This window comes from Streptococcus sp. HMSC067H01, assembly GCF_001814775.1.
Classification (GTDB): domain Bacteria; phylum Bacillota; class Bacilli; order Lactobacillales; family Streptococcaceae; genus Streptococcus.
Genome location: NZ_KV817792.1, coordinates 112,408 through 129,444, shown reverse-complemented (window position 1 = coordinate 129,444; position 17,037 = coordinate 112,408). Strand labels below are relative to the sequence as shown.

The window sequence follows — 17,037 nt, the reverse complement described above, 5'->3', positions numbered from 1 at the left end:
CTGCAAAACGTATCAAAGAACAAGGTGCAGATGCCGTTAAATTCTTGCTTTACTATGACGTAGATAGCTCTGACGAACTTAACCAACAAAAACAAGCCTACATTGAACGTATTGGTTCTGAGTGTGTAGCTGAAGACATTCCATTCTTCCTTGAAATCTTGGCTTACGATGAAAAGATTGCGGACGCAGGTTCTGCCGAATACGCTAAAGTAAAACCACGCAAGGTTATCGGTGCTATGAAGGTCTTCTCAGACCCACGCTTTAACATCGATGTCTTGAAAGTGGAAGTTCCAGTTAACGTGAAATACGTTGAAGGATTTGGCGATGGTGAAATCGTTCATACTCGCGAAGAAGCAGCAGCCTTCTTCAAAGCTCAAGATGAAGCAACTAACTTGCCATACATCTACTTGAGTGCTGGTGTATCAGCTAAGCTCTTCCAAGAAACTCTTGTCTTTGCCCACGAATCAGGCGCAAACTTCAATGGTGTTCTTTGTGGACGTGCAACATGGGCTGGATCAGTTGAAGCTTACATCAAAGATGGTGAAGCAGCAGCTCGCGAATGGCTTCGTACAACTGGATTTGAAAACATTGATGAACTCAATAAAGTACTTCAAACAACAGCTACTTCATGGACTGAACGTGTAGAAGCATAGATCAGAAATAGAAGAAACGACTTTTGTTAATAAAATATCTATGGTTTCTTGACAAAGGTGTTTGTAAATCATACAATAAAACCATAGAGAGTGAATGCGCTTTCTATGGTTTGTTTGCTTAATTGAATTAGAAAAAGGAGAGAAGGATGAAAGCATACACAGAACGTGTATTTGGGAAAGTTGATGGCAAGGATGTCCTCGCTTACCGTTTTGAAACGGAGGCAGGATACCAACTGGAAATCATGACTTATGGAGCAACAATTTTACGCTATGTAACTCCAGATAAGGCTGGCAATTTTGCCAATGTTATCCTAGGTTTTGACGATTTTGAAAGCTATGTGGGCAATAGCCCTAAACATGGAGCAAGTGTAGGTCCAGTTGCAGGTCGTATTGCAGGAGCAACATTTGAACTCAATGGGAAGACCTATGATCTTGAAGTCAACAATGCTAGCAACTGTAACCACAGTGGCTCAACTGGTTGGGATTCTAGCTTGTTTGAGCTAGTCGAAGTGAATAATAATGGTTTGACTCTTTACACAGAAAGAGCAGACGGGACAGGAGGTTTCCCTGGAAATCTTAAGATCTGGATTAGCTACAACTTGGAAGAAAGTGGTGCCTACGAAGTTAGTTACAAGGTAACGACAGACCAGGATACCTTGGTCAATCCAACCAACCATAGCTACTTTAACTTATCTGGTGATTTCACGCAGACAGTTGACCGCCATGTCTTCCAATTGAATACAGAGGGGATTTATCCAATTGCTCCTGATGGTGTTCCAGCTAAAACCCCAGATGCTAACCGTGATGTTGTCAAACATATCTACAATGGTGCTTTGTTGAAGGATATCTTTGCAGAAGAAGATGAGCAAATCCAACTCGTATCTGGTTTGGACCATCCATTTGCGCTACCTGCAGGACATGATAATGCTGGATTCCTCTATGACCAAGGTTCAGGTCGCTTCTTGCTCTTTAAGACAGAGGCTCCTTGCTTTGTGGTCTACACAGCAAACTTTGTGGACGAGAGTGTCATCATCGCTGGTCAGCCAATGATTCAGCACAATGGAATTGCTCTAGAAGCACAGGCTTTGCCAGATGCTATTCATAGCGACCTTAAAGACCAAGTCATTCTCAAAGCAGGCCAAACTTTCACCAGCAAAACTCGTTACGAGCTTGTCGTGAAATAATGAAGTTTTCCTGAGTAAACCTAAATTTTAACCGTTAGTTATTTGCTAGCTGTTAGAGTTTAGGTTATTCATTTGATTTTCGGATGATGGCAGAGAAGACTTATAGAGATTTGAAAATCCAGATTATGCCCGATTGAGAATTTTATAAGATGGCTTTTTTGCTAAAAATAAGGTATAATTAAAATGGAATAGATCTAGGCTTTTGACTAAAAAATACTAGATTTTTATAAAGATTTTTGGAAAAAACTCTCTTGCTTGCGAGATGGAACACTTGGAGTTTTTGATAAAAGCACTACCTGATGTTCATTTTCATATTTTGGCTCATACAACTTTTGCATCGCAAGTTGTTGATTTACAACGCTATCTTAATGTGACCATATACCCTGGTTTCAACAGATATAATTTTGAAAATGTTCTTAGTAAAGTCGATTTTTATTTAGATATCAATCATTTTAATGAAATTATGAATATCACTCAGGAAATTCATAATTTAGGGAAACCAATCTTTGCTTTTGATAATACCAGTAAGGACCCAACAGGAGGAAGTCAGATTTTTTCTTCGCAAACTCCTGAAACGATGGTAGTGGCGATAAAAGCTTACCTCAATTCGTTAGATAAATGAGAGAGTTTTAGTAGATAATCTAATCATCCGCTAGTTCACTTCTTTTATGGAGTCCATGCTTTGATGCTTGTGATTAGAGTTTAGTTTGGAGTTAAAGAATGCTTTACACTTTTAATCTTATGGTTGGTTTAGAACCAAATGGTGTAGATGTTGCTCAAGCATATCGTGGGAAGGTTTTTCGCGACTTGGGCCTCCCTGCCTGTTTTGTTTTTACACAAGTCCCTCCTCGATTTAAATGGGACTATTACCTATCTTTGGGTCATCTTGAGGAAGAAATCCTGTTAGCACATATGTTGTTGACAGATCAGCGTGATATGAGCTTGGGGATCCGTATAGATGATATGAAACAGCTCTTACATTTGACTGCTGAATATAAGGAAAATAATTGTGAATTGATTTTTCAGGAACAAGATGGTATCATTACCATTCTGCATAAAAATAGTCTAAAACCGGATTATGTGGATTATGTAGATTATTATGCATTTGGTCGTTTACTTCGTAGAGAACATTATGGTAAGAAAAAGCTGTTCACAGAATTTTTCACAGCAGTGGATGCTGAATTTGGTCTAGTAGCTAGAGTTGTTCGCCGACTGTTTCATAATAGAGATGGTTCAGTAGCCTTTGAAGAGATTAAGAAAGAACCAGGTGAGGATACTGAAGCAGTTTATCGGTGCGGAGCAGAATGGTTCTATAGTGAGTCTGAATTTTTAGAGCGAGTCTTATCAGAGTTGCAGTTTAGTAAAGAGGATCATGTATTTCTTGATCGTATAGGGGGTCTTCCCTTTACATCCCCTCTTTTACGTTTAAAAGGTGAAGCGAAAGTATCCTGTGTTGTGCACTCTATCCATTATTGGGGAGATCAGATTAATTCTGAATATTATTACCTCTTTCAATATGCCGAAGAATTTGATGGTATTTTAGTATCAACGCAAGCACAGAAGGATGAATTGGAAAAACATTTAGCATTACTAGGGAAAACTGGTCAAGTTCGCGTTCTTCCAGTAGCTACCCTGGACCAGTTGCAATTAGCTGATGAACGAAAACCATATTCTGTGATGCTCGCCGCTCGATTTGTACGTCGAAAACGATTAGACTTAGCAATCAAAGCCATCGTTGCTTTTCATGAAATTTGTCCAGATGTCAACTTAGATATCTATGGTCAAGGGATGCTATGGCAGGATATTGAAGCAGAGATTGCCAATCTAGGAGCACAAAATTATATTCATCTTAAGGGGCATCAGACAATTAAGAATCGCTTCAAAGAGTATGAGCTTTACCTGGCTACCTCGGAATGGGAAACTTTTGGTATAACTTTGTTAGAAGCAATTGGTTCTGGACAAGCTCTTGTTGGTCTAGATGTACCTTATGGAAATCAGACCTTTATTCAGGAGGGTAAAAATGGTTATTTAGTTCCTTTTGATGCTCGTTCGGATGAGGAAATTGTGGTTGATTTAACAAAAGCTTTAGAGAAAGCCTTCAAACAAATCAAAAAGTTCAGGGAAGGCTCTTACCGCTTAGCTGAAGAATATTTATCAGACTGCATAACAGAACAATGGTATGAATTTTTGAATAGAGAATGGGAATAAAAAAGAAATGATGTATTATTATCTGACGAGGGAATGGTCTTCAGATGACGATCGCCTAAAAAAAGATTTAGAACTCATGGGGATGGATCTGAAACCATTAACGATTAACAATATTTTTACTAGTTTTTTTTCTAATCATGAAAGTTCAAATCCCTTACACATGACTCAACTTCCCTTACCTCAATTTTGGGAGGTTCTTTCTACAGGTGATATCGTAGCGGGAAGAAATCAAAAAGGGAAGATTTACTGTTATCCTCAGTGGCCACAAATGGTGGAGTTAGTCGAATGGTATGACAACAGTGGTCTTTGTTGTGCAAAAGATCATTATGATTTATCGGGAACTTGTTTTCATAGAGAAATTTGGAGTGGTGGAAAAAAAGAGATAGAAATTTATGGTCAGGAAAATCAAGAACAACTCTATCTTTTTTCATCTCATGATCGTGCACTTTATCGAGAAGCAAACGGTCAGGAACAGGGGCTTTCTTCAATTGGTGAAGCAAGAAAACTGATTTTAGATAAACAATTATCTACAGGTGATTGTTTAGTTTTATCAGATATAAGCTTACTTAGGGAGATGCCTAACTTCTCATCTAATCAGTTAGTATTTTATATGAGAGAAGAGTTATCCGCGGAAGATGTTTCGTATCTAAAAGATCGTTGTGGGAAACTACTGACTCGAGATTTGAAATTAAAGACAGACAATATGAATCTTCCTCTGATTTATCTACCAACGTTTCTTGGCGTCTTTAGGGAGTTTCGCCCGCATATTTTGATTTTGACAGATACGCAAGAACTAGAGCAAATTGAAGTCCTTGTATCTGCCCTACCGAATTTTGAATTTCATATTGCTGCTTTAACAGTAATGGGAGGGCGCCTGCTAGATCTGGATTGTCATGCAAATGTTCATCTCTACCCAGGTCTGTCTAGAGAGATATATGAGAAACTTTTACAAACGTGTAGCATTTATCTGGATATTTCTCATGCGCAGGAAATACTTGATGGTAGCCGTGCAGCTCTTGAAAATGGCATGATCCTTTATGCTTTTAAGGAAACGTGTCACCAGCCAGAGTTTTATGCTACTGACCATGTGTTTCCAAGGGATTGTATCGCAGAGATGATTGACGAACTATCCCAACTTGCAAATCCAGAAAAATATCAATCTGCTTATGATAAACAAAAGATGAATCCATGCTTAGTGACCAGGGAAGAATTGAAGTTACTTTTTTAAATGACGGAGAAACAAAAGAATCATCATGAAATCCATTTATTTTTATAGCATCTATTGTTAATGCTGGGGTAAGTTTAGGATAAATCATATAATGCAGACTGCATCGTCTAAGTAATTCCATGAAAATGAAATCTATTTCTATGATGATAGAGTAGTTGGTCTTAGACAAAGACATTAATAACTGTATAGCGTCTAGTTTAGTACTTCACTTGGTGATAATTTGTATTTCAATCATTAACATAGTATGGGGAGATATGATTACATGTTTGTACTGAGTCGAATCATCTGAGATTCGTGTTAGTGAGGCTTATCCCTGAACTTGTCGGTTTACTGCTTCGAACTACTTGCTTCAGTGTAGATAAAGTTGAGGATATAATTGCCTAAATCCAGCAATATTTGAAAAACTTAGACTAAAAATTGAATAAAGAGAGAAATAAAAATGGAAAAAATAAGTGTTATCGTCCCCGTTTATATGTCAGAGGCCTATCTTGAAAAATGTTTAGATAGCATTCTTCAACAAACTTATCAAAATCTTGAAGTTATTTTAATCAATGATGGCTCAACTGATGGTTCGGCAGCTATTTGTCAGCGATATAAAAATCAAGATGCGCGTGTTAAAGTTTACCATAAGCCAAATGGAGGAGTTGCTTCCAGTCGCAATCGTGCCTTGGAAGCTGTGACAGGTGATTACATTGTCTTTGTTGATAATGATGATTGGCTAGAGTTAGACCATATCCAAAGCCTTTATGATTTATTGAAAAAAACGGATGCAGATATTGCAATTGGTAATTTCACTCAGTTTATTGAAGATCAGGGGAGTTTTTTAATCCATGTAGGTGCAGACAACTATTTTGAACAAGTGTATAGCCCTTTTGATTGGTTCAATCATCAATATGACGGAAAATGTAATCTTAGTCAATGTTTTACTGTTCCGTGGGCAAAACTCTATAAAGCGGAGCTTTTCAAGGATATTGTCTATCCAACGGATCAGAAGGTAGAAGACGATTATACGACCTATAAGGTTTATCTTCAAGCAGATAAGATTGCCTATATGAATAAAGCCATTTATATTCATAGAAAACGCTCCACAAGTGTGACGAGAACAGTTAATCTTGCAGATGTTTATCCCTTAAAGAGCATTGAAGAGCGTCTGACTATTTTGAATCTGATTGGGGCACCTCAGGAGTTGTTGGATAAGGAAATTCAGGCCTATAAATGGCGATTATCTATTCATGAAGAAGAAGCATTGAAACGCGGAGATATGGAAGCTTATCAACAGATTTTGGTGAAAAAAGCTATTGAGACCAAGCGTCGGTGAGAGCGATAGGATTTATAGACTAGTTGATTAAAGAAAAATAATTAGTCCAACTTATTGTAAAATAAAAAAATTCTCTGAAGTCATTCGATTTCAGAGAATTTTTTCTTATTCTTCATCTGGTGTGAGAATCATCGGAATGATGATTGGTTCACGTTCAGTATTTTCGTAAAGGAATGGTCGAATAGCGTTTACGATGGCGCCATTGACAGATTGGATGCTGGCATCTTTGTTTTTCAATGCGATACGAATAGCATTGAAAAGGATACGTTGGCTTTGGCGAATTAAGTCACCAGATTCGCGCATGTAGACGAATCCGCGACTGAGGATATCTGGACCAGAAATAATCATCTGAGACTTGAAGTCTACTGTTGCGACAGCAAGTACAACACCATCTTCGGATAGGTCTCGGCGGTCTTTTAGGACTGCCGCACCGATTTCACCTATACGATTTCCATCGACGTAGATATCCTGAGCATTGAAATGACCAGCGATACGAGCAGAGTTTGCAGTAAGGGCAAGTACATCACCATTGCTCATGATAAAGATATTGTCTTTTTCAACTCCAGTATCTACGGCAAGTCCAGCGTGGACTTTTTGCATGCGGTATTCACCGTGAACAGGCATGAAGTATTTTGGCTTGATGAGGCGGAGCATGAGTTTTTGCTCTTGCTGACCACCGTGTCCAGATGTATGGATGTTGTTAATCTTACCATGGATTACTTCAACACCAGCTTCAGAAATGATGTTAATTAATTTGTTGACGCTAGTGGTGTTTCCTGGAATTGGACTAGATGAGAAGATAACAGTATCGCCAGGTTGGAGTTGCACTTGACGGTGAGTTCCATTAGCGATACGAGAGAGGGCTGCCATGGGCTCGCCCTGACTACCTGTACAGAGGATCAGAATCTCACCCGCAGGATAGTCTTTGATTTCATTTGGTTCGATAAAGGTTCCCTTAGGCGCCTTGATGTAGCCAAGCTCGATCCCGTTAACAATAGCCTTTTCCATAGAGCGCCCAAAGACAGCAATCTTACGCCCTGTTTTAACAGCAGCATCAGTAGCTTGTTGGAGACGGAAGATATTTGAGGCAAAGGATGCAAAGATGATGCGTCCCTCGATACCTTGGATGATCTTCATGATAGACTGGCCGACAACCTTTTCAGAGTTTGTAAAGGTTGGTACTTCAGCATTGGTCGAGTCAGAGAGCAAACAAAGTACTCCATCTTCACCTAAGGCTGCCATACGGTGCAAGTCTGCAGGTTCGCCAACTGGTGTAAAGTCAAACTTGAAGTCGCCTGTACAGACGATTTTCCCTTGAGGTGTGTGGATGACAATTCCCAATGGCTCTGGAATCGAGTGGGTTGTTCTAAAGAAAGTTGCTTTAAGATTTTTAAAAGTCAACTCCGTGTTGTGGTTGATTTCGTGAAGTGTAGCGTTGCGTAAAAGTCCATGTTCTTCGAGTTTTCCACGGATCAAGGCAAGGGCCAGTGGACCTGCATAGATAGGGATATTGGCTTGCTTAAGCAAGAAAGGAATTCCTCCGATATGGTCCTCGTGTCCGTGGGTAATCAAAAGAGCCTTAACGCGGTCGATATTTTCTACAATGTAGGAGTAATCAGGGATAACGTAATCGATACCGAGAAGGTCATCCTCTGGGAATTTAATCCCTGCATCAACGATGATGATTTCATCTTGATATTCGATACCATATGTGTTTTTTCCGATTTCTCCTAGACCACCAATGGCAAAAACGCCGACTTCTTCTGGTTTAAGAGTATAGGCCATATTAGAACTCCGTAATTTCGAATGCGCCAGTTTCTTTTTCGTAGTCTAGCAATTTGTCAGACAAGAGTTCGATAAACTCGATATTATATTCTGGACGATTTTCTTCTACAAGTTGGCGAGCAGCGATACGTCCTTCAAGTTCTGAACTAGCATCGATGTCCAAGTAGAGTGAGCGTGTTGTTTCACGACGTGGGCTGCGTTCTTTTGTTTCTTGATAAAAAACTTTGTAAATCATATGTTTCCTTTCTGCTTTCAGGTCAGCTATATTCAAAAATGCTCAGTTTGAAGCTGGTTTGATTCCAGTTCATTTTTTGTCTTTATTGACCTTGATTCGTTACAATTATCTCAATTATAACATAAAAAGGGGAATTAGTAAAAGCAGGAAACATGAAAGTAAGGAGCTTGAAATACGTTTCATTTTGCCTTGTATAAGTATTTGAAGACCTCGGATTCAAATGCTATAATAAAGTTAGCAGAGGCGTTTCTATATCAAGGAGGTTGAAGGATGAATGGCCTATTTACTTTTGCTATCGGTATTCGTTTGGTAGCTTTTATGATTTTTGTTGCCTGTGTTTACGGTGGGAATCTATTGTTTGTTCGTCTAGAGCAAAGAAAAACGCCCCTTCATTGGAAAATTGTTACTGTAACTCTATATTCGGTTTTCCTTCTCCTTGTGACTTATGTGGTCTGGTTTGTATTTTACTTTGGCTTGAATACTTAAGTACTTATCCTGTCAATTTGGCAGGACATTTTTGTTTCAAGACAAAGAAAATTCCCATGCGTCAGCTTTTGTAGTATAATAGTAAGCAGACAAAAAGATAGGAATGTGTTATGAAAGTATTAGCTTTTGATACGTCCAGCAAGGCTCTTTCTCTAGCTATTTTAGAGGACAAGCAGCTTCTTGCCGAGACGACTATTAATATCAAGAAAAATCACAGTATCACTCTGATGCCTGCTATCGATTTTTTGATGGCAAGTTTGGATTTGACACCCAAGGATTTGGATCGAATCGTAGTGGCAGAGGGGCCAGGTAGCTACACAGGTTTGCGAATCGCAGTAGCGACTGCCAAGACTTTGGCTCATACTCTGAACATCGAGTTAGTTGGCATGTCTAGCCTTTTAGCCCTGGTACCGAGCCAGCAGGAAGGTTTGGTTGTCCCTTTGATGGACGCACGCCGTAACAATGTGTATGCAGGATTTTATGAAAATGCCCAGCCAGTCTTTCCAGAAGCGCACCTATCTTTTGAAGAGGTGTTAGAAAAAGTCAAGGATGCTGATCAGGTAACCTTTGTTGGAGAAGTTGGAGCCTTTGTGGATCAAATCAAAGAACAATTGCCACAAGCCAACTATCTAGAAACCATACCAAACGCAGCGAATCTAGCTCTTTGGGCCTGGGACAAGGAAGCAGACTCCATGCACGACTTCGTGCCGAATTACCTCAAACGTGTCGAAGCTGAGGAAAACTGGCTTAAAAACCATACTGAGTCTGGTGAGTCCTACATTAAACGCCTATGATAGAAATCAAACGAATCCAACAGCAGCCTGACTTCGCTCAAACTATCTATGCTGTTATGGCAGCTGTTTATCCAGTCAGTCCTTGGACTTTGGAACAAATCCAAGCAGACCTGTCCCAAGACCAGACCTGGTATGCTTTAGCCTACGATGGGATAAATGTGATCGGCTTTCTAGCTGTTCAGGAAAATTTATTTGAAGCAGAAGTCCTGCAAATCGCTGTCAAAGGAGCCTATCAGGGTCAGGGAATTGCGTCAGCCTTGTTTGCTCAATTACCGACAGATAAGGAGATTTTCCTCGAAGTCAGAAAGTCAAATCAACGAGCGCAAGCATTTTACAAGAAAGAAAATATGGCAGTCATCGCTGAGCGAAAGGCCTATTACCATGATCCAGTCGAGGACGCCATTATCATGAAGAGAGAAATAGATGAAGGATAGATATATTTTAGCATTTGAGACATCTTGTGATGAGACTAGTGTTGCCGTATTGAAAAACGACGACGAGCTCTTGTCCAATGTCATTGCTAGTCAAATTGAGAGTCACAAACGTTTTGGTGGCGTGGTACCAGAAGTGGCTAGTCGTCACCATGTTGAGGTTATTACAGCCTGTATTGAGGAGGCGCTGGCAGAAGCAGGGATTACAGAAGAAGATGTAACAGCTGTTGCGGTTACTTATGGACCAGGCTTGGTCGGAGCCTTGCTTGTTGGTTTGTCAGCTGCCAAGGCCTTTGCTTGGGCACATGGACTTCCGCTAATTCCCGTTAATCACATGGCTGGCCACCTCATGGCAGCTCAAAGTGTGGAGCCCTTGGAATTCCCCTTACTAGCTCTATTAGTCAGCGGTGGACACACAGAGTTGGTCTATGTTTCTGAGGCTGGTGATTACAAGATTGTTGGTGAAACTCGTGATGATGCGGTTGGTGAAGCCTATGACAAGGTCGGTCGTGTCATGGGCTTGACCTATCCAGCAGGTCGGGAGATTGACGAGTTAGCCCACCAAGGTCAGGATATTTATGATTTCCCTCGTGCTATGATTAAGGAAGACAATCTGGAGTTTTCATTCTCAGGTTTGAAGTCTGCCTTTATCAATCTTCACCACAATGCCGAGCAAAAGGGAGAAAGCTTGTCCAAGGAAGACCTATCTGCTTCTTTCCAAGCTGCAGTCATGGATATTCTCATGGCAAAAACCAAGAAAGCCCTGGAGAAATATCCTGTTAAAACTCTAGTCGTGGCTGGTGGTGTAGCAGCTAACAAAGGATTAAGAGAACGCTTGGCAGCTGAAATCACTGACGTCAAGATCATCATTCCACCTCTGCGTCTTTGCGGAGACAATGCAGGCATGATTGCCTATGCCAGCGTCAGCGAGTGGAACAAAGAAAACTTTGCAGGCTTGGAGCTAAATGCCAAACCTAGCCTTGCTTTTGATACTATAGAATGAAAAGTCAGCTTCAAGCTGGCTTTTTTGCTAAAATATTTTATAATATGTTAAAAAAGTAAAAAGTTTTTACGAATAGAATAGTAAAGGGAATTTTAAAAAGGGAGTTTGGCAATGATTGAAAAACAGGAATTAGGAGAATTTTACAAGGAATTGCGACTGGCAAGAAAGCTCAAGCAGTCAGATGTGGCTTGTGCTGGACTAACAGCTTCTCAGCTATCCAAGTTTGAGTTAGGTCAGTCTATGCTGTCTGCAGATAAGCTGATTCTAGCCATCCAAGGGATAAATGTGACCTTTGATGAGTTTGGGCACAAGCTCAACAACTACCAAGAATCTCCACATATGCGATTTGGTAGAAGGATTGTGGATCGCTTTGCCCATCAAGATATAGCTGGTTTAGAGCAATTGTTGAAAGAAGTCGAGCAAGAACAGATGGCGCAGACCTATCGTCGTTTGAACTCTATTGTGATTAAAGATGCTATCCATTCACTAGATAAAAGCTACCCACTAGCAGAGGAGGATAGCGAGTTTTTAACTACCTACCTCTATGCTATCGAGTCTTGGACCTGGTTTGAACTCTATATCTTTTGCAATACCACGCCTTTTTTGAGCAATCAAGATCTAATCTTTTTATCAACCTCCTTACTCGAAAAGTCCAAGGAATTTAAAGAATTAGCACACAATAGACTGTATATGAAAAATAGCTTTCTAAATATCATCTCAGAGCTTATGGAGCGAAAACTTTTCTCCTACATCCCAATCTTTGAAGCCGAGTTGGAGAGCATACTTCGCCCCTATGATGTTTTTGAGAAATTACTGTGGCAATTTTTAAAGAAAATGAGTGTTTTCCTTCAGACCAAGGGAAGCAATCAAAAAGAGATTGAACACTTTATCCAATCTCTGCAAATATTAGAAAATCCACAATTAACAGCCCTTTTTGAACTACGATTACAGCAATACAAAGACCTTATCGATTAGTTAGAAATCGCAAATGTGAAATTCCTACCAGAAAAAATGTCAAATATGCGATTTTTTAAAATATGGAATTTTTCGTGTTATACTGTCTTCATTCCATAGTATAGGAGAAAATAGAATGAAAAAGATCATCTCACGCTACTACTTTTTTGTAGCCATGCTACTAGCCATTGCTTACCAGGAGTTCAGTGGTCTAGTTTTATACAGCGACTTTGCTGCTGGTCTATCTGACTTTGCATTTTATCTGTCGGATATGATGTTGAATTTTCTTGTAGTTTTGCTTGCGCTCATTGTCATGAATCAGTCAGGGAAATGGCAGAAAATCAACAGTATAAAATTTAAAGGATCCTATCTTTTCTATTCCTTTTTAGCTCTTCTTGCTTTTTTGGTTTGGAATTTCGTCACATTTTTTATTTTCCCACCTACTAAAAATGAAATTGCTTATCAACTCGATATTCCTACTTTTACAGGAGCAACGGCATTTTTGATGTATTTTTTCTATCCTGTGATTGCAGGTCCCATTTTTGAAGAGATAATCTATCGTGGATTGGTGATGACCGCTCTGGAAAAAGGAAAGAAATGGGGACTGGATGTGCTCGGTTCTGCTGCTTTATTTGGGATTTTGCATATCAGTAACCATGGTTGGGTATTGACAGACTTTTTCGTATATATGGGTAGTGGTTTAATAATGGCAATCTTTTTTAGAGCAACCAAGTCCATTTATTGGCCTATTGGACTGCATATAGTCAATAATGCCATTCCTCAAATTCTGCCCTTATTGTTTTAGAGGATTTTAAGAGTCATAAATCAAGGGATGAGTCCTCATCGTGGTGCTTTTTCTTGGGCTGGAGAAATAGTAGAAGGATTGTTTAGTCGTCGTAGAAGATAGGATACTATAGGAGTTGATTTAATGAAGAAAATGAAAGAAATGAAATTTCATCTAGTAACTGGATTATTAATCTTAGCCAGCTACCTTATATTCAATGTGATCATGCATCCAGACTTTACGAATGCTTTGTCGGATGAGAACTACTATGTTTTACAGGTCTTGTTGATGCTTGTGCTGGGAGTTGTTGCAACTATTATTCTTGTCAAAAGTGAACATTGGAAAGAGTGTGGTCGTTTCCAGTTTCGTTGGTCTTACCTGGGTGTTTTCTTTCTTTCTTTTTTCTTATTATTCGTGTGGGCAAATCTAGCAACTCGTATCTTTCCTCGTACCCAAAATGGCAGCGCGGTAGTGGAAGTAGCTACCAGCATGACAGGTCTTAGTTATGTTATCATGCGTGTGCTTTACGGTAGCCTTATCGCGCCTGTTGCAGAAGAGGTTGTTTGTCGTGGTTTTGTGATGACAAGCTTGTCTAAATTCAAAAACTACTATATCGATGTTCTTGTTTCTGCTACCATATTTGGTGCTATGCATGTTTTACAGCATGGTTGGATAACGACAGATTTCATACTCTATTTTGTAATGGGCTTGATATTTTGCTTGATGTTTCGCTATACACGCTCTATTTATTGGGCCATAGCTTTACATGCTTCATGGAATACCTTCTTACTCATTGTTAGTCTGCTAGTATTTGGGTACTAAATCTAAAATAGTTTATAAGTTGCATCATAAGGCTGGTTTCCAGTCTTTTTTTGTTCTTGTCAATCAGCAGACTTTTTTCTATTTTACGAATGTGTTATAATAATTTTTGCTGTGACTGTTTAGAAAGCAGTCGCTGAAGGAATGATTAGTGAGGAATTTATGAAAGAAAAAGGATTTTGGGAAGGTGTGCAGGCAGCCATGCCAACGGCCCTGGGTTATGTCAGTATCGGACTGGCATGTGGGATTATCGGTGCGCCCTATGTGACACCTGTAGAGATGAGCTTGATGAGCCTCTTTGTTTATGCGGGCAGTGCCCAGTTTGCCATGATAGCCTTGATTGCAGTTCAAGCTCCTGTTGCAGCCATTGCCATGACTGTTTTTTTGATCAATCTACGTCTCTTTTTGCTGAGCTTGCATGCGTCAACCTATTTCCGTCATACCAGCCTCTGGCACAATATCGGCATGTCTAGTATCTTGACCGATGAGACCTATGGCGTTTTGATGGGCGAGTTGGCTCATACGGACAAGGTCAATCCTATGTGGATGCATGGGAATAATCTCAATAGCTATGTCGCTTGGTTTGTGGGGACAGTTGTCGGGACTGCTCTGGGTGGTCTTTTGCCAAATCCTGAGATTTTCGGCCTTGACTTTGCCTTGGTCGGAATGTTTATTGGAATTTTTACATCTCAGTTTCAGATTATGCAAAGACGAATTCCCTTGCGCAACCTCTTCATCATTTTAGGAGTTGTTGCCCTATCTTTCTTTATACTTTTGACAGTGGTATCTCAATCGCTAGCTGTCCTATTTGCGACACTGCTTGGATGTACAATGGGGGTGATCTTAGATGGTCAGTAAGTATCTTTTGTTAGCTGTTATCTTTTCAGGCCTGGTGACTTGGATTCCCCGTATGATTCCCTTTATCTTGGTCAAGTATAAGGGTTTGCCTGCTATTGTCGAGCGTTTTTTGAAATTCCTACCGGTGTCTATTATCTTTGCCTTGATTTTATCAAGTGTGGCAACTGGAAAGATCGGGGATTTCCCTCAAATCAAATGGTTAGACTTGATAGCAGTCTTTCCAACAGCCTTTGTCGCCTTTCGTTATCGTAATCTGGTAGGTACGGTTCTTTTCGGAGTGGTCTTAATTGCAGCCTTGCGTTTTATCTTTTAAATCAGACATAAAGAAAACTTATGGCAAAGATAGAAATCATATAATAGCGTAATTGCTTTTTTTCTGTTAAGATAAGACTATATTCTATTTTGGAGGAAATATTATGAAGAAAATTATCAAATATTCATCACTTGCTGCTTTAGGGCTTGTTGCCGCAGGTGTACTGGCAGCTTGTTCAGGTGGCGAAAAGAAAGATGCTGCATCTGGTGAAGCAACAACTGCTAAGAAAGAAATCGTTGTAGCAACTAATGGATCGCCAAAACCATTTATCTATGAAGAAAATGGTGAATTGACAGGTTACGAGATTGAGCTTGTTCGTGCTATCTTTAAAGACTCAGACAAGTATACTGTCAAGTTTGAAAAGACAGAGTGGTCAGGGATTTTCCCAGGACTTGATAGCGATCGTTACCAAATGGCCGTTAACAACCTCAGTTATACCAAAGAACGTGCAGAGAAATACCTCTACGCAGCGCCAACTGCTAAAAACCCTAACGTTCTTGTTGTGAAGAAGGACGACACTAGCATCAAGTCTCTTGATGATATCGGTGGAAAATCTACTGAAGTCGTTCAAGGAACAACCTCAGCTAAACAATTGGAAGCATACAACACAGAACATGCGGACAATCCAACTATCCTTAATTATACTAAGGCAGATTTCCAACAAATCATGTCTCGTTTGAGCGATGGACAATTTGACTACAAGATTTTTGATAAAATTGGTGTAGAAACAGTTATCAAAAACCAAGGTTTGGATAACTTGAAAGTCATCGAACTTCCAAGCGACCAACAACCATACGTATACCCACTTCTTGCTCAAGGTCAAGATGAGTTGAAGGCATTTGTTGACAAACGCATCCAAGAACTATATAAAGACGGAACCCTTGAAAAACTATCTCAACAGTTCTTTGGTGATTCTTACCTGCCAGCAGAAGCTGATATTAAATAAGTTTTTAAATCATCCATTCTCTGGTAGATGGATGGTTTTCCATTCTGTAGGTATATAGTTTTAAACTATATGTCTGCCTATCTTAAAACAATTTGCTAAATCAAATAAAGTATGAGATACTATTACGGTATTATTTTTAAAGGAGAAACAATCATGAAAATCAAAAAATGGTTAGGCGTAGCAGCCCTTGCTACAGTAGCAGGCCTTGCACTTGCAGCTTGCGGAAATTCAGAAAAGAAAGCAGACAACGGAACAGTTGTTAAAATTGCAACAGTGAACCGTAGCGGTTCTGAGGAAGCACGTTGGGATAAAGTCCAAGAATTAGTTGAAAAAGACGGAATTAAATTGGAATTTACAGAGTTCACAGACTACTCTCAACCAAACAAAGCAACTGCTGACGGCGAAGTAGACTTAAATGCTTTCCAACACTACAACTTCTTGAACAACTGGAACAAAGAAAACGGGAAAGACCTTGTAGCGATTGCAGATACTTATATCTCACCAATCCGCCTTTACTCAGGATTAAATGGCAGCGACAACAAGTACACTAAAGTAGAAGATATCCCAGCAAACGGAGAAATTGCTGTACCTAACGATGCTACAAACGAAAGTCGTGCCCTTTACCTTCTTCAATCAGCTGGTTTGATCAAATTGGACGTTTCAGGAACTGCTCTTGCGACAATCGCAAACATCACAGAAAATCCAAAGAACTTGAAAATTACTGAATTGGACGCAAGCCAAACAGCTCGTTCATTGTCATCAGTAGATGCAGCTGTTGTAAACAATACTTTCGTTACAGAAGCAAAATTGGACTACAAGAAAGCACTCTTTAAAGAGCAAGCTGATGAAAACTCAAAACAATGGTACAACATTATCGTTGCGAAAAAAGATTGGGAATCATCACCTAAAGCTGATGCAATCAAGAAAATTATCGCAGCTTACCACACTGATGAAGTGAAAAAAGTTATCGAAGAAACTTCAGACGGCTTGGATCAACCAGTTTGGTAATAAATACAGGGAGGTGGGAGAGATTTTCCA

The 17,037-nt window shown here is 39.7% G+C and carries 19 protein-coding genes; 17 read left to right on the top strand and 2 right to left on the bottom strand.

The window, feature by feature from the left end:
- The 6 genes from lacD to HMPREF2987_RS05520 form a co-directional block, all read left to right on the top strand.
- A partial coding sequence (gene lacD, locus HMPREF2987_RS05545; RefSeq protein WP_075229685.1) for a tagatose-bisphosphate aldolase occupies window positions 1-653 on the top strand: 653 nt, incomplete at its 5' end.
- Window positions 654-799: 146 nt separating this feature from the next.
- On the top strand, window positions 800-1,837 hold the full coding sequence (locus HMPREF2987_RS05540) for an aldose epimerase family protein (protein WP_075229684.1): 1,038 nt from the start codon (window positions 800-802) through the stop codon (window positions 1,835-1,837).
- A gap of 280 nt (window positions 1,838-2,117) precedes the next feature.
- Window positions 2,118-2,459 (top strand): hypothetical protein, encoded by a 342-nt coding sequence (locus HMPREF2987_RS05535; protein WP_257375141.1) that lies wholly within the window; start codon window positions 2,118-2,120, stop codon window positions 2,457-2,459.
- A 98-nt stretch (window positions 2,460-2,557) separates the two neighbouring features.
- Window positions 2,558-4,045 (top strand): glycosyltransferase, encoded by a 1,488-nt coding sequence (locus HMPREF2987_RS05530; protein ID WP_075229682.1) that lies wholly within the window; start codon window positions 2,558-2,560, stop codon window positions 4,043-4,045.
- A gap of 7 nt (window positions 4,046-4,052) precedes the next feature.
- Window positions 4,053-5,273: a glycosyltransferase family protein gene (locus HMPREF2987_RS05525; RefSeq protein ID WP_075229681.1), complete on the top strand. Its 1,221-nt coding sequence runs from the start codon at window positions 4,053-4,055 to the stop codon at window positions 5,271-5,273.
- A 439-nt stretch (window positions 5,274-5,712) separates the two neighbouring features.
- Window positions 5,713-6,591 carry a glycosyltransferase family 2 protein gene (locus tag HMPREF2987_RS05520; RefSeq protein WP_075229680.1) on the top strand — a complete coding sequence of 293 codons (879 nt, stop codon included), beginning with the start codon at window positions 5,713-5,715 and terminating at the stop codon, window positions 6,589-6,591.
- Window positions 6,592-6,696: 105 nt separating this feature from the next.
- On the opposite strand, the gene rnjA is transcribed toward HMPREF2987_RS05520, so the two are convergent.
- Entirely contained in the window at window positions 6,697-8,376 is a 1,680-nt protein-coding gene (gene rnjA / locus HMPREF2987_RS05515; RefSeq protein ID WP_075229679.1) for a ribonuclease J1, read from the bottom strand.
- Window position 8,377: 1 nt separating this feature from the next.
- Window positions 8,378-8,611 carry a DNA-dependent RNA polymerase subunit epsilon gene (locus tag HMPREF2987_RS05510; protein ID WP_000639585.1) on the bottom strand — a complete coding sequence of 78 codons (234 nt, stop codon included), beginning with the start codon at window positions 8,609-8,611 and terminating at the stop codon, window positions 8,378-8,380.
- Window positions 8,612-8,881: 270 nt separating this feature from the next.
- On the opposite strand from HMPREF2987_RS05510, the gene HMPREF2987_RS05505 reads away from it, so the two are divergent.
- From HMPREF2987_RS05505 to HMPREF2987_RS05455, 11 genes are all read left to right on the top strand, one after another.
- A complete protein-coding gene (locus HMPREF2987_RS05505) occupies window positions 8,882-9,097 on the top strand; it encodes a hypothetical protein (protein ID WP_075229678.1) in 216 nt (71 codons plus the stop codon).
- Window positions 9,098-9,207: 110 nt separating this feature from the next.
- Window positions 9,208-9,891, top strand: coding sequence for a tRNA (adenosine(37)-N6)-threonylcarbamoyltransferase complex dimerization subunit type 1 TsaB (gene tsaB, locus HMPREF2987_RS05500; RefSeq protein WP_075229677.1), 684 nt, complete (start codon window positions 9,208-9,210; stop codon window positions 9,889-9,891).
- Window positions 9,888-10,325 (top strand): ribosomal protein S18-alanine N-acetyltransferase, encoded by a 438-nt coding sequence (gene rimI / locus HMPREF2987_RS05495; protein WP_075229676.1) that lies wholly within the window; start codon window positions 9,888-9,890, stop codon window positions 10,323-10,325. Before tsaB ends, rimI begins: the two co-directional genes overlap by 4 nt.
- A complete protein-coding gene (tsaD, locus tag HMPREF2987_RS05490) occupies window positions 10,315-11,325 on the top strand; it encodes a tRNA (adenosine(37)-N6)-threonylcarbamoyltransferase complex transferase subunit TsaD (RefSeq protein WP_075229675.1) in 1,011 nt (336 codons plus the stop codon). Before rimI ends, tsaD begins: the two co-directional genes overlap by 11 nt.
- A gap of 111 nt (window positions 11,326-11,436) precedes the next feature.
- Window positions 11,437-12,300 (top strand): XRE/MutR family transcriptional regulator, encoded by an 864-nt coding sequence (locus tag HMPREF2987_RS05485; protein ID WP_075229674.1) that lies wholly within the window; start codon window positions 11,437-11,439, stop codon window positions 12,298-12,300.
- 115 nt (window positions 12,301-12,415) lie between these two features.
- Complete coding sequence (locus HMPREF2987_RS05480) at window positions 12,416-13,084, top strand: CPBP family intramembrane glutamic endopeptidase (protein ID WP_075229673.1); 669 nt, start codon at window positions 12,416-12,418, stop codon at window positions 13,082-13,084.
- Between the two features lie 123 nt (window positions 13,085-13,207).
- The gene (locus tag HMPREF2987_RS05475) at window positions 13,208-13,885 is read left to right on the top strand and encodes a CPBP family intramembrane glutamic endopeptidase (RefSeq protein ID WP_075229672.1); all 678 of its coding nucleotides are present in this window, start codon (window positions 13,208-13,210) and stop codon (window positions 13,883-13,885) included.
- 159 nt (window positions 13,886-14,044) lie between these two features.
- Entirely contained in the window at window positions 14,045-14,740 is a 696-nt protein-coding gene (locus HMPREF2987_RS05470) for an AzlC family ABC transporter permease (protein WP_142995363.1), read from the top strand.
- Window positions 14,730-15,053, top strand: coding sequence for an AzlD domain-containing protein (locus tag HMPREF2987_RS05465; RefSeq protein ID WP_075229671.1), 324 nt, complete (start codon window positions 14,730-14,732; stop codon window positions 15,051-15,053). Before HMPREF2987_RS05470 ends, HMPREF2987_RS05465 begins: the two co-directional genes overlap by 11 nt.
- A gap of 103 nt (window positions 15,054-15,156) precedes the next feature.
- Entirely contained in the window at window positions 15,157-15,999 is an 843-nt protein-coding gene (locus HMPREF2987_RS05460) for an amino acid ABC transporter substrate-binding protein (protein ID WP_075229670.1), read from the top strand.
- A 153-nt stretch (window positions 16,000-16,152) separates the two neighbouring features.
- Window positions 16,153-17,007, top strand: a complete 855-nt coding sequence (locus tag HMPREF2987_RS05455; protein WP_075229669.1) for a MetQ/NlpA family ABC transporter substrate-binding protein — start codon at window positions 16,153-16,155, stop codon at window positions 17,005-17,007.
- Window positions 17,008-17,037 lie beyond the last annotated feature (30 nt).

What these genes read in the sequence shown, in the direction of transcription:
- HMPREF2987_RS05480 (WP_075229673.1), top strand. Translation starts at nt 12,416, where the DNA reads ATGAAAAAGATCATCTCACGCTACTACTTTTTTGTAGCCATGCTACTA.
- rimI (WP_075229676.1), top strand. Translation starts at nt 9,888, where the DNA reads ATGATAGAAATCAAACGAATCCAACAGCAGCCTGACTTCGCTCAAACT.
- HMPREF2987_RS05510 (WP_000639585.1), bottom strand. Translation starts at nt 8,611, where the DNA reads ATGATTTACAAAGTTTTTTATCAAGAAACAAAAGAACGCAGCCCACGT.
- tsaD (WP_075229675.1), top strand. Translation starts at nt 10,315, where the DNA reads ATGAAGGATAGATATATTTTAGCATTTGAGACATCTTGTGATGAGACT.
- HMPREF2987_RS05520 (WP_075229680.1), top strand. Translation starts at nt 5,713, where the DNA reads ATGGAAAAAATAAGTGTTATCGTCCCCGTTTATATGTCAGAGGCCTAT.
- HMPREF2987_RS05465 (WP_075229671.1), top strand. Translation starts at nt 14,730, where the DNA reads ATGGTCAGTAAGTATCTTTTGTTAGCTGTTATCTTTTCAGGCCTGGTG.
- tsaB (WP_075229677.1), top strand. Translation starts at nt 9,208, where the DNA reads ATGAAAGTATTAGCTTTTGATACGTCCAGCAAGGCTCTTTCTCTAGCT.
- HMPREF2987_RS05460 (WP_075229670.1), top strand. Translation starts at nt 15,157, where the DNA reads ATGAAGAAAATTATCAAATATTCATCACTTGCTGCTTTAGGGCTTGTT.
- HMPREF2987_RS05455 (WP_075229669.1), top strand. Translation starts at nt 16,153, where the DNA reads ATGAAAATCAAAAAATGGTTAGGCGTAGCAGCCCTTGCTACAGTAGCA.
- HMPREF2987_RS05530 (WP_075229682.1), top strand. Translation starts at nt 2,558, where the DNA reads ATGCTTTACACTTTTAATCTTATGGTTGGTTTAGAACCAAATGGTGTA.
- HMPREF2987_RS05470 (WP_142995363.1), top strand. Translation starts at nt 14,045, where the DNA reads ATGAAAGAAAAAGGATTTTGGGAAGGTGTGCAGGCAGCCATGCCAACG.
- HMPREF2987_RS05505 (WP_075229678.1), top strand. Translation starts at nt 8,882, where the DNA reads ATGAATGGCCTATTTACTTTTGCTATCGGTATTCGTTTGGTAGCTTTT.
- HMPREF2987_RS05525 (WP_075229681.1), top strand. Translation starts at nt 4,053, where the DNA reads ATGATGTATTATTATCTGACGAGGGAATGGTCTTCAGATGACGATCGC.
- HMPREF2987_RS05485 (WP_075229674.1), top strand. Translation starts at nt 11,437, where the DNA reads ATGATTGAAAAACAGGAATTAGGAGAATTTTACAAGGAATTGCGACTG.
- HMPREF2987_RS05475 (WP_075229672.1), top strand. Translation starts at nt 13,208, where the DNA reads ATGAAGAAAATGAAAGAAATGAAATTTCATCTAGTAACTGGATTATTA.
- rnjA (WP_075229679.1), bottom strand. Translation starts at nt 8,376, where the DNA reads ATGGCCTATACTCTTAAACCAGAAGAAGTCGGCGTTTTTGCCATTGGT.
- HMPREF2987_RS05540 (WP_075229684.1), top strand. Translation starts at nt 800, where the DNA reads ATGAAAGCATACACAGAACGTGTATTTGGGAAAGTTGATGGCAAGGAT.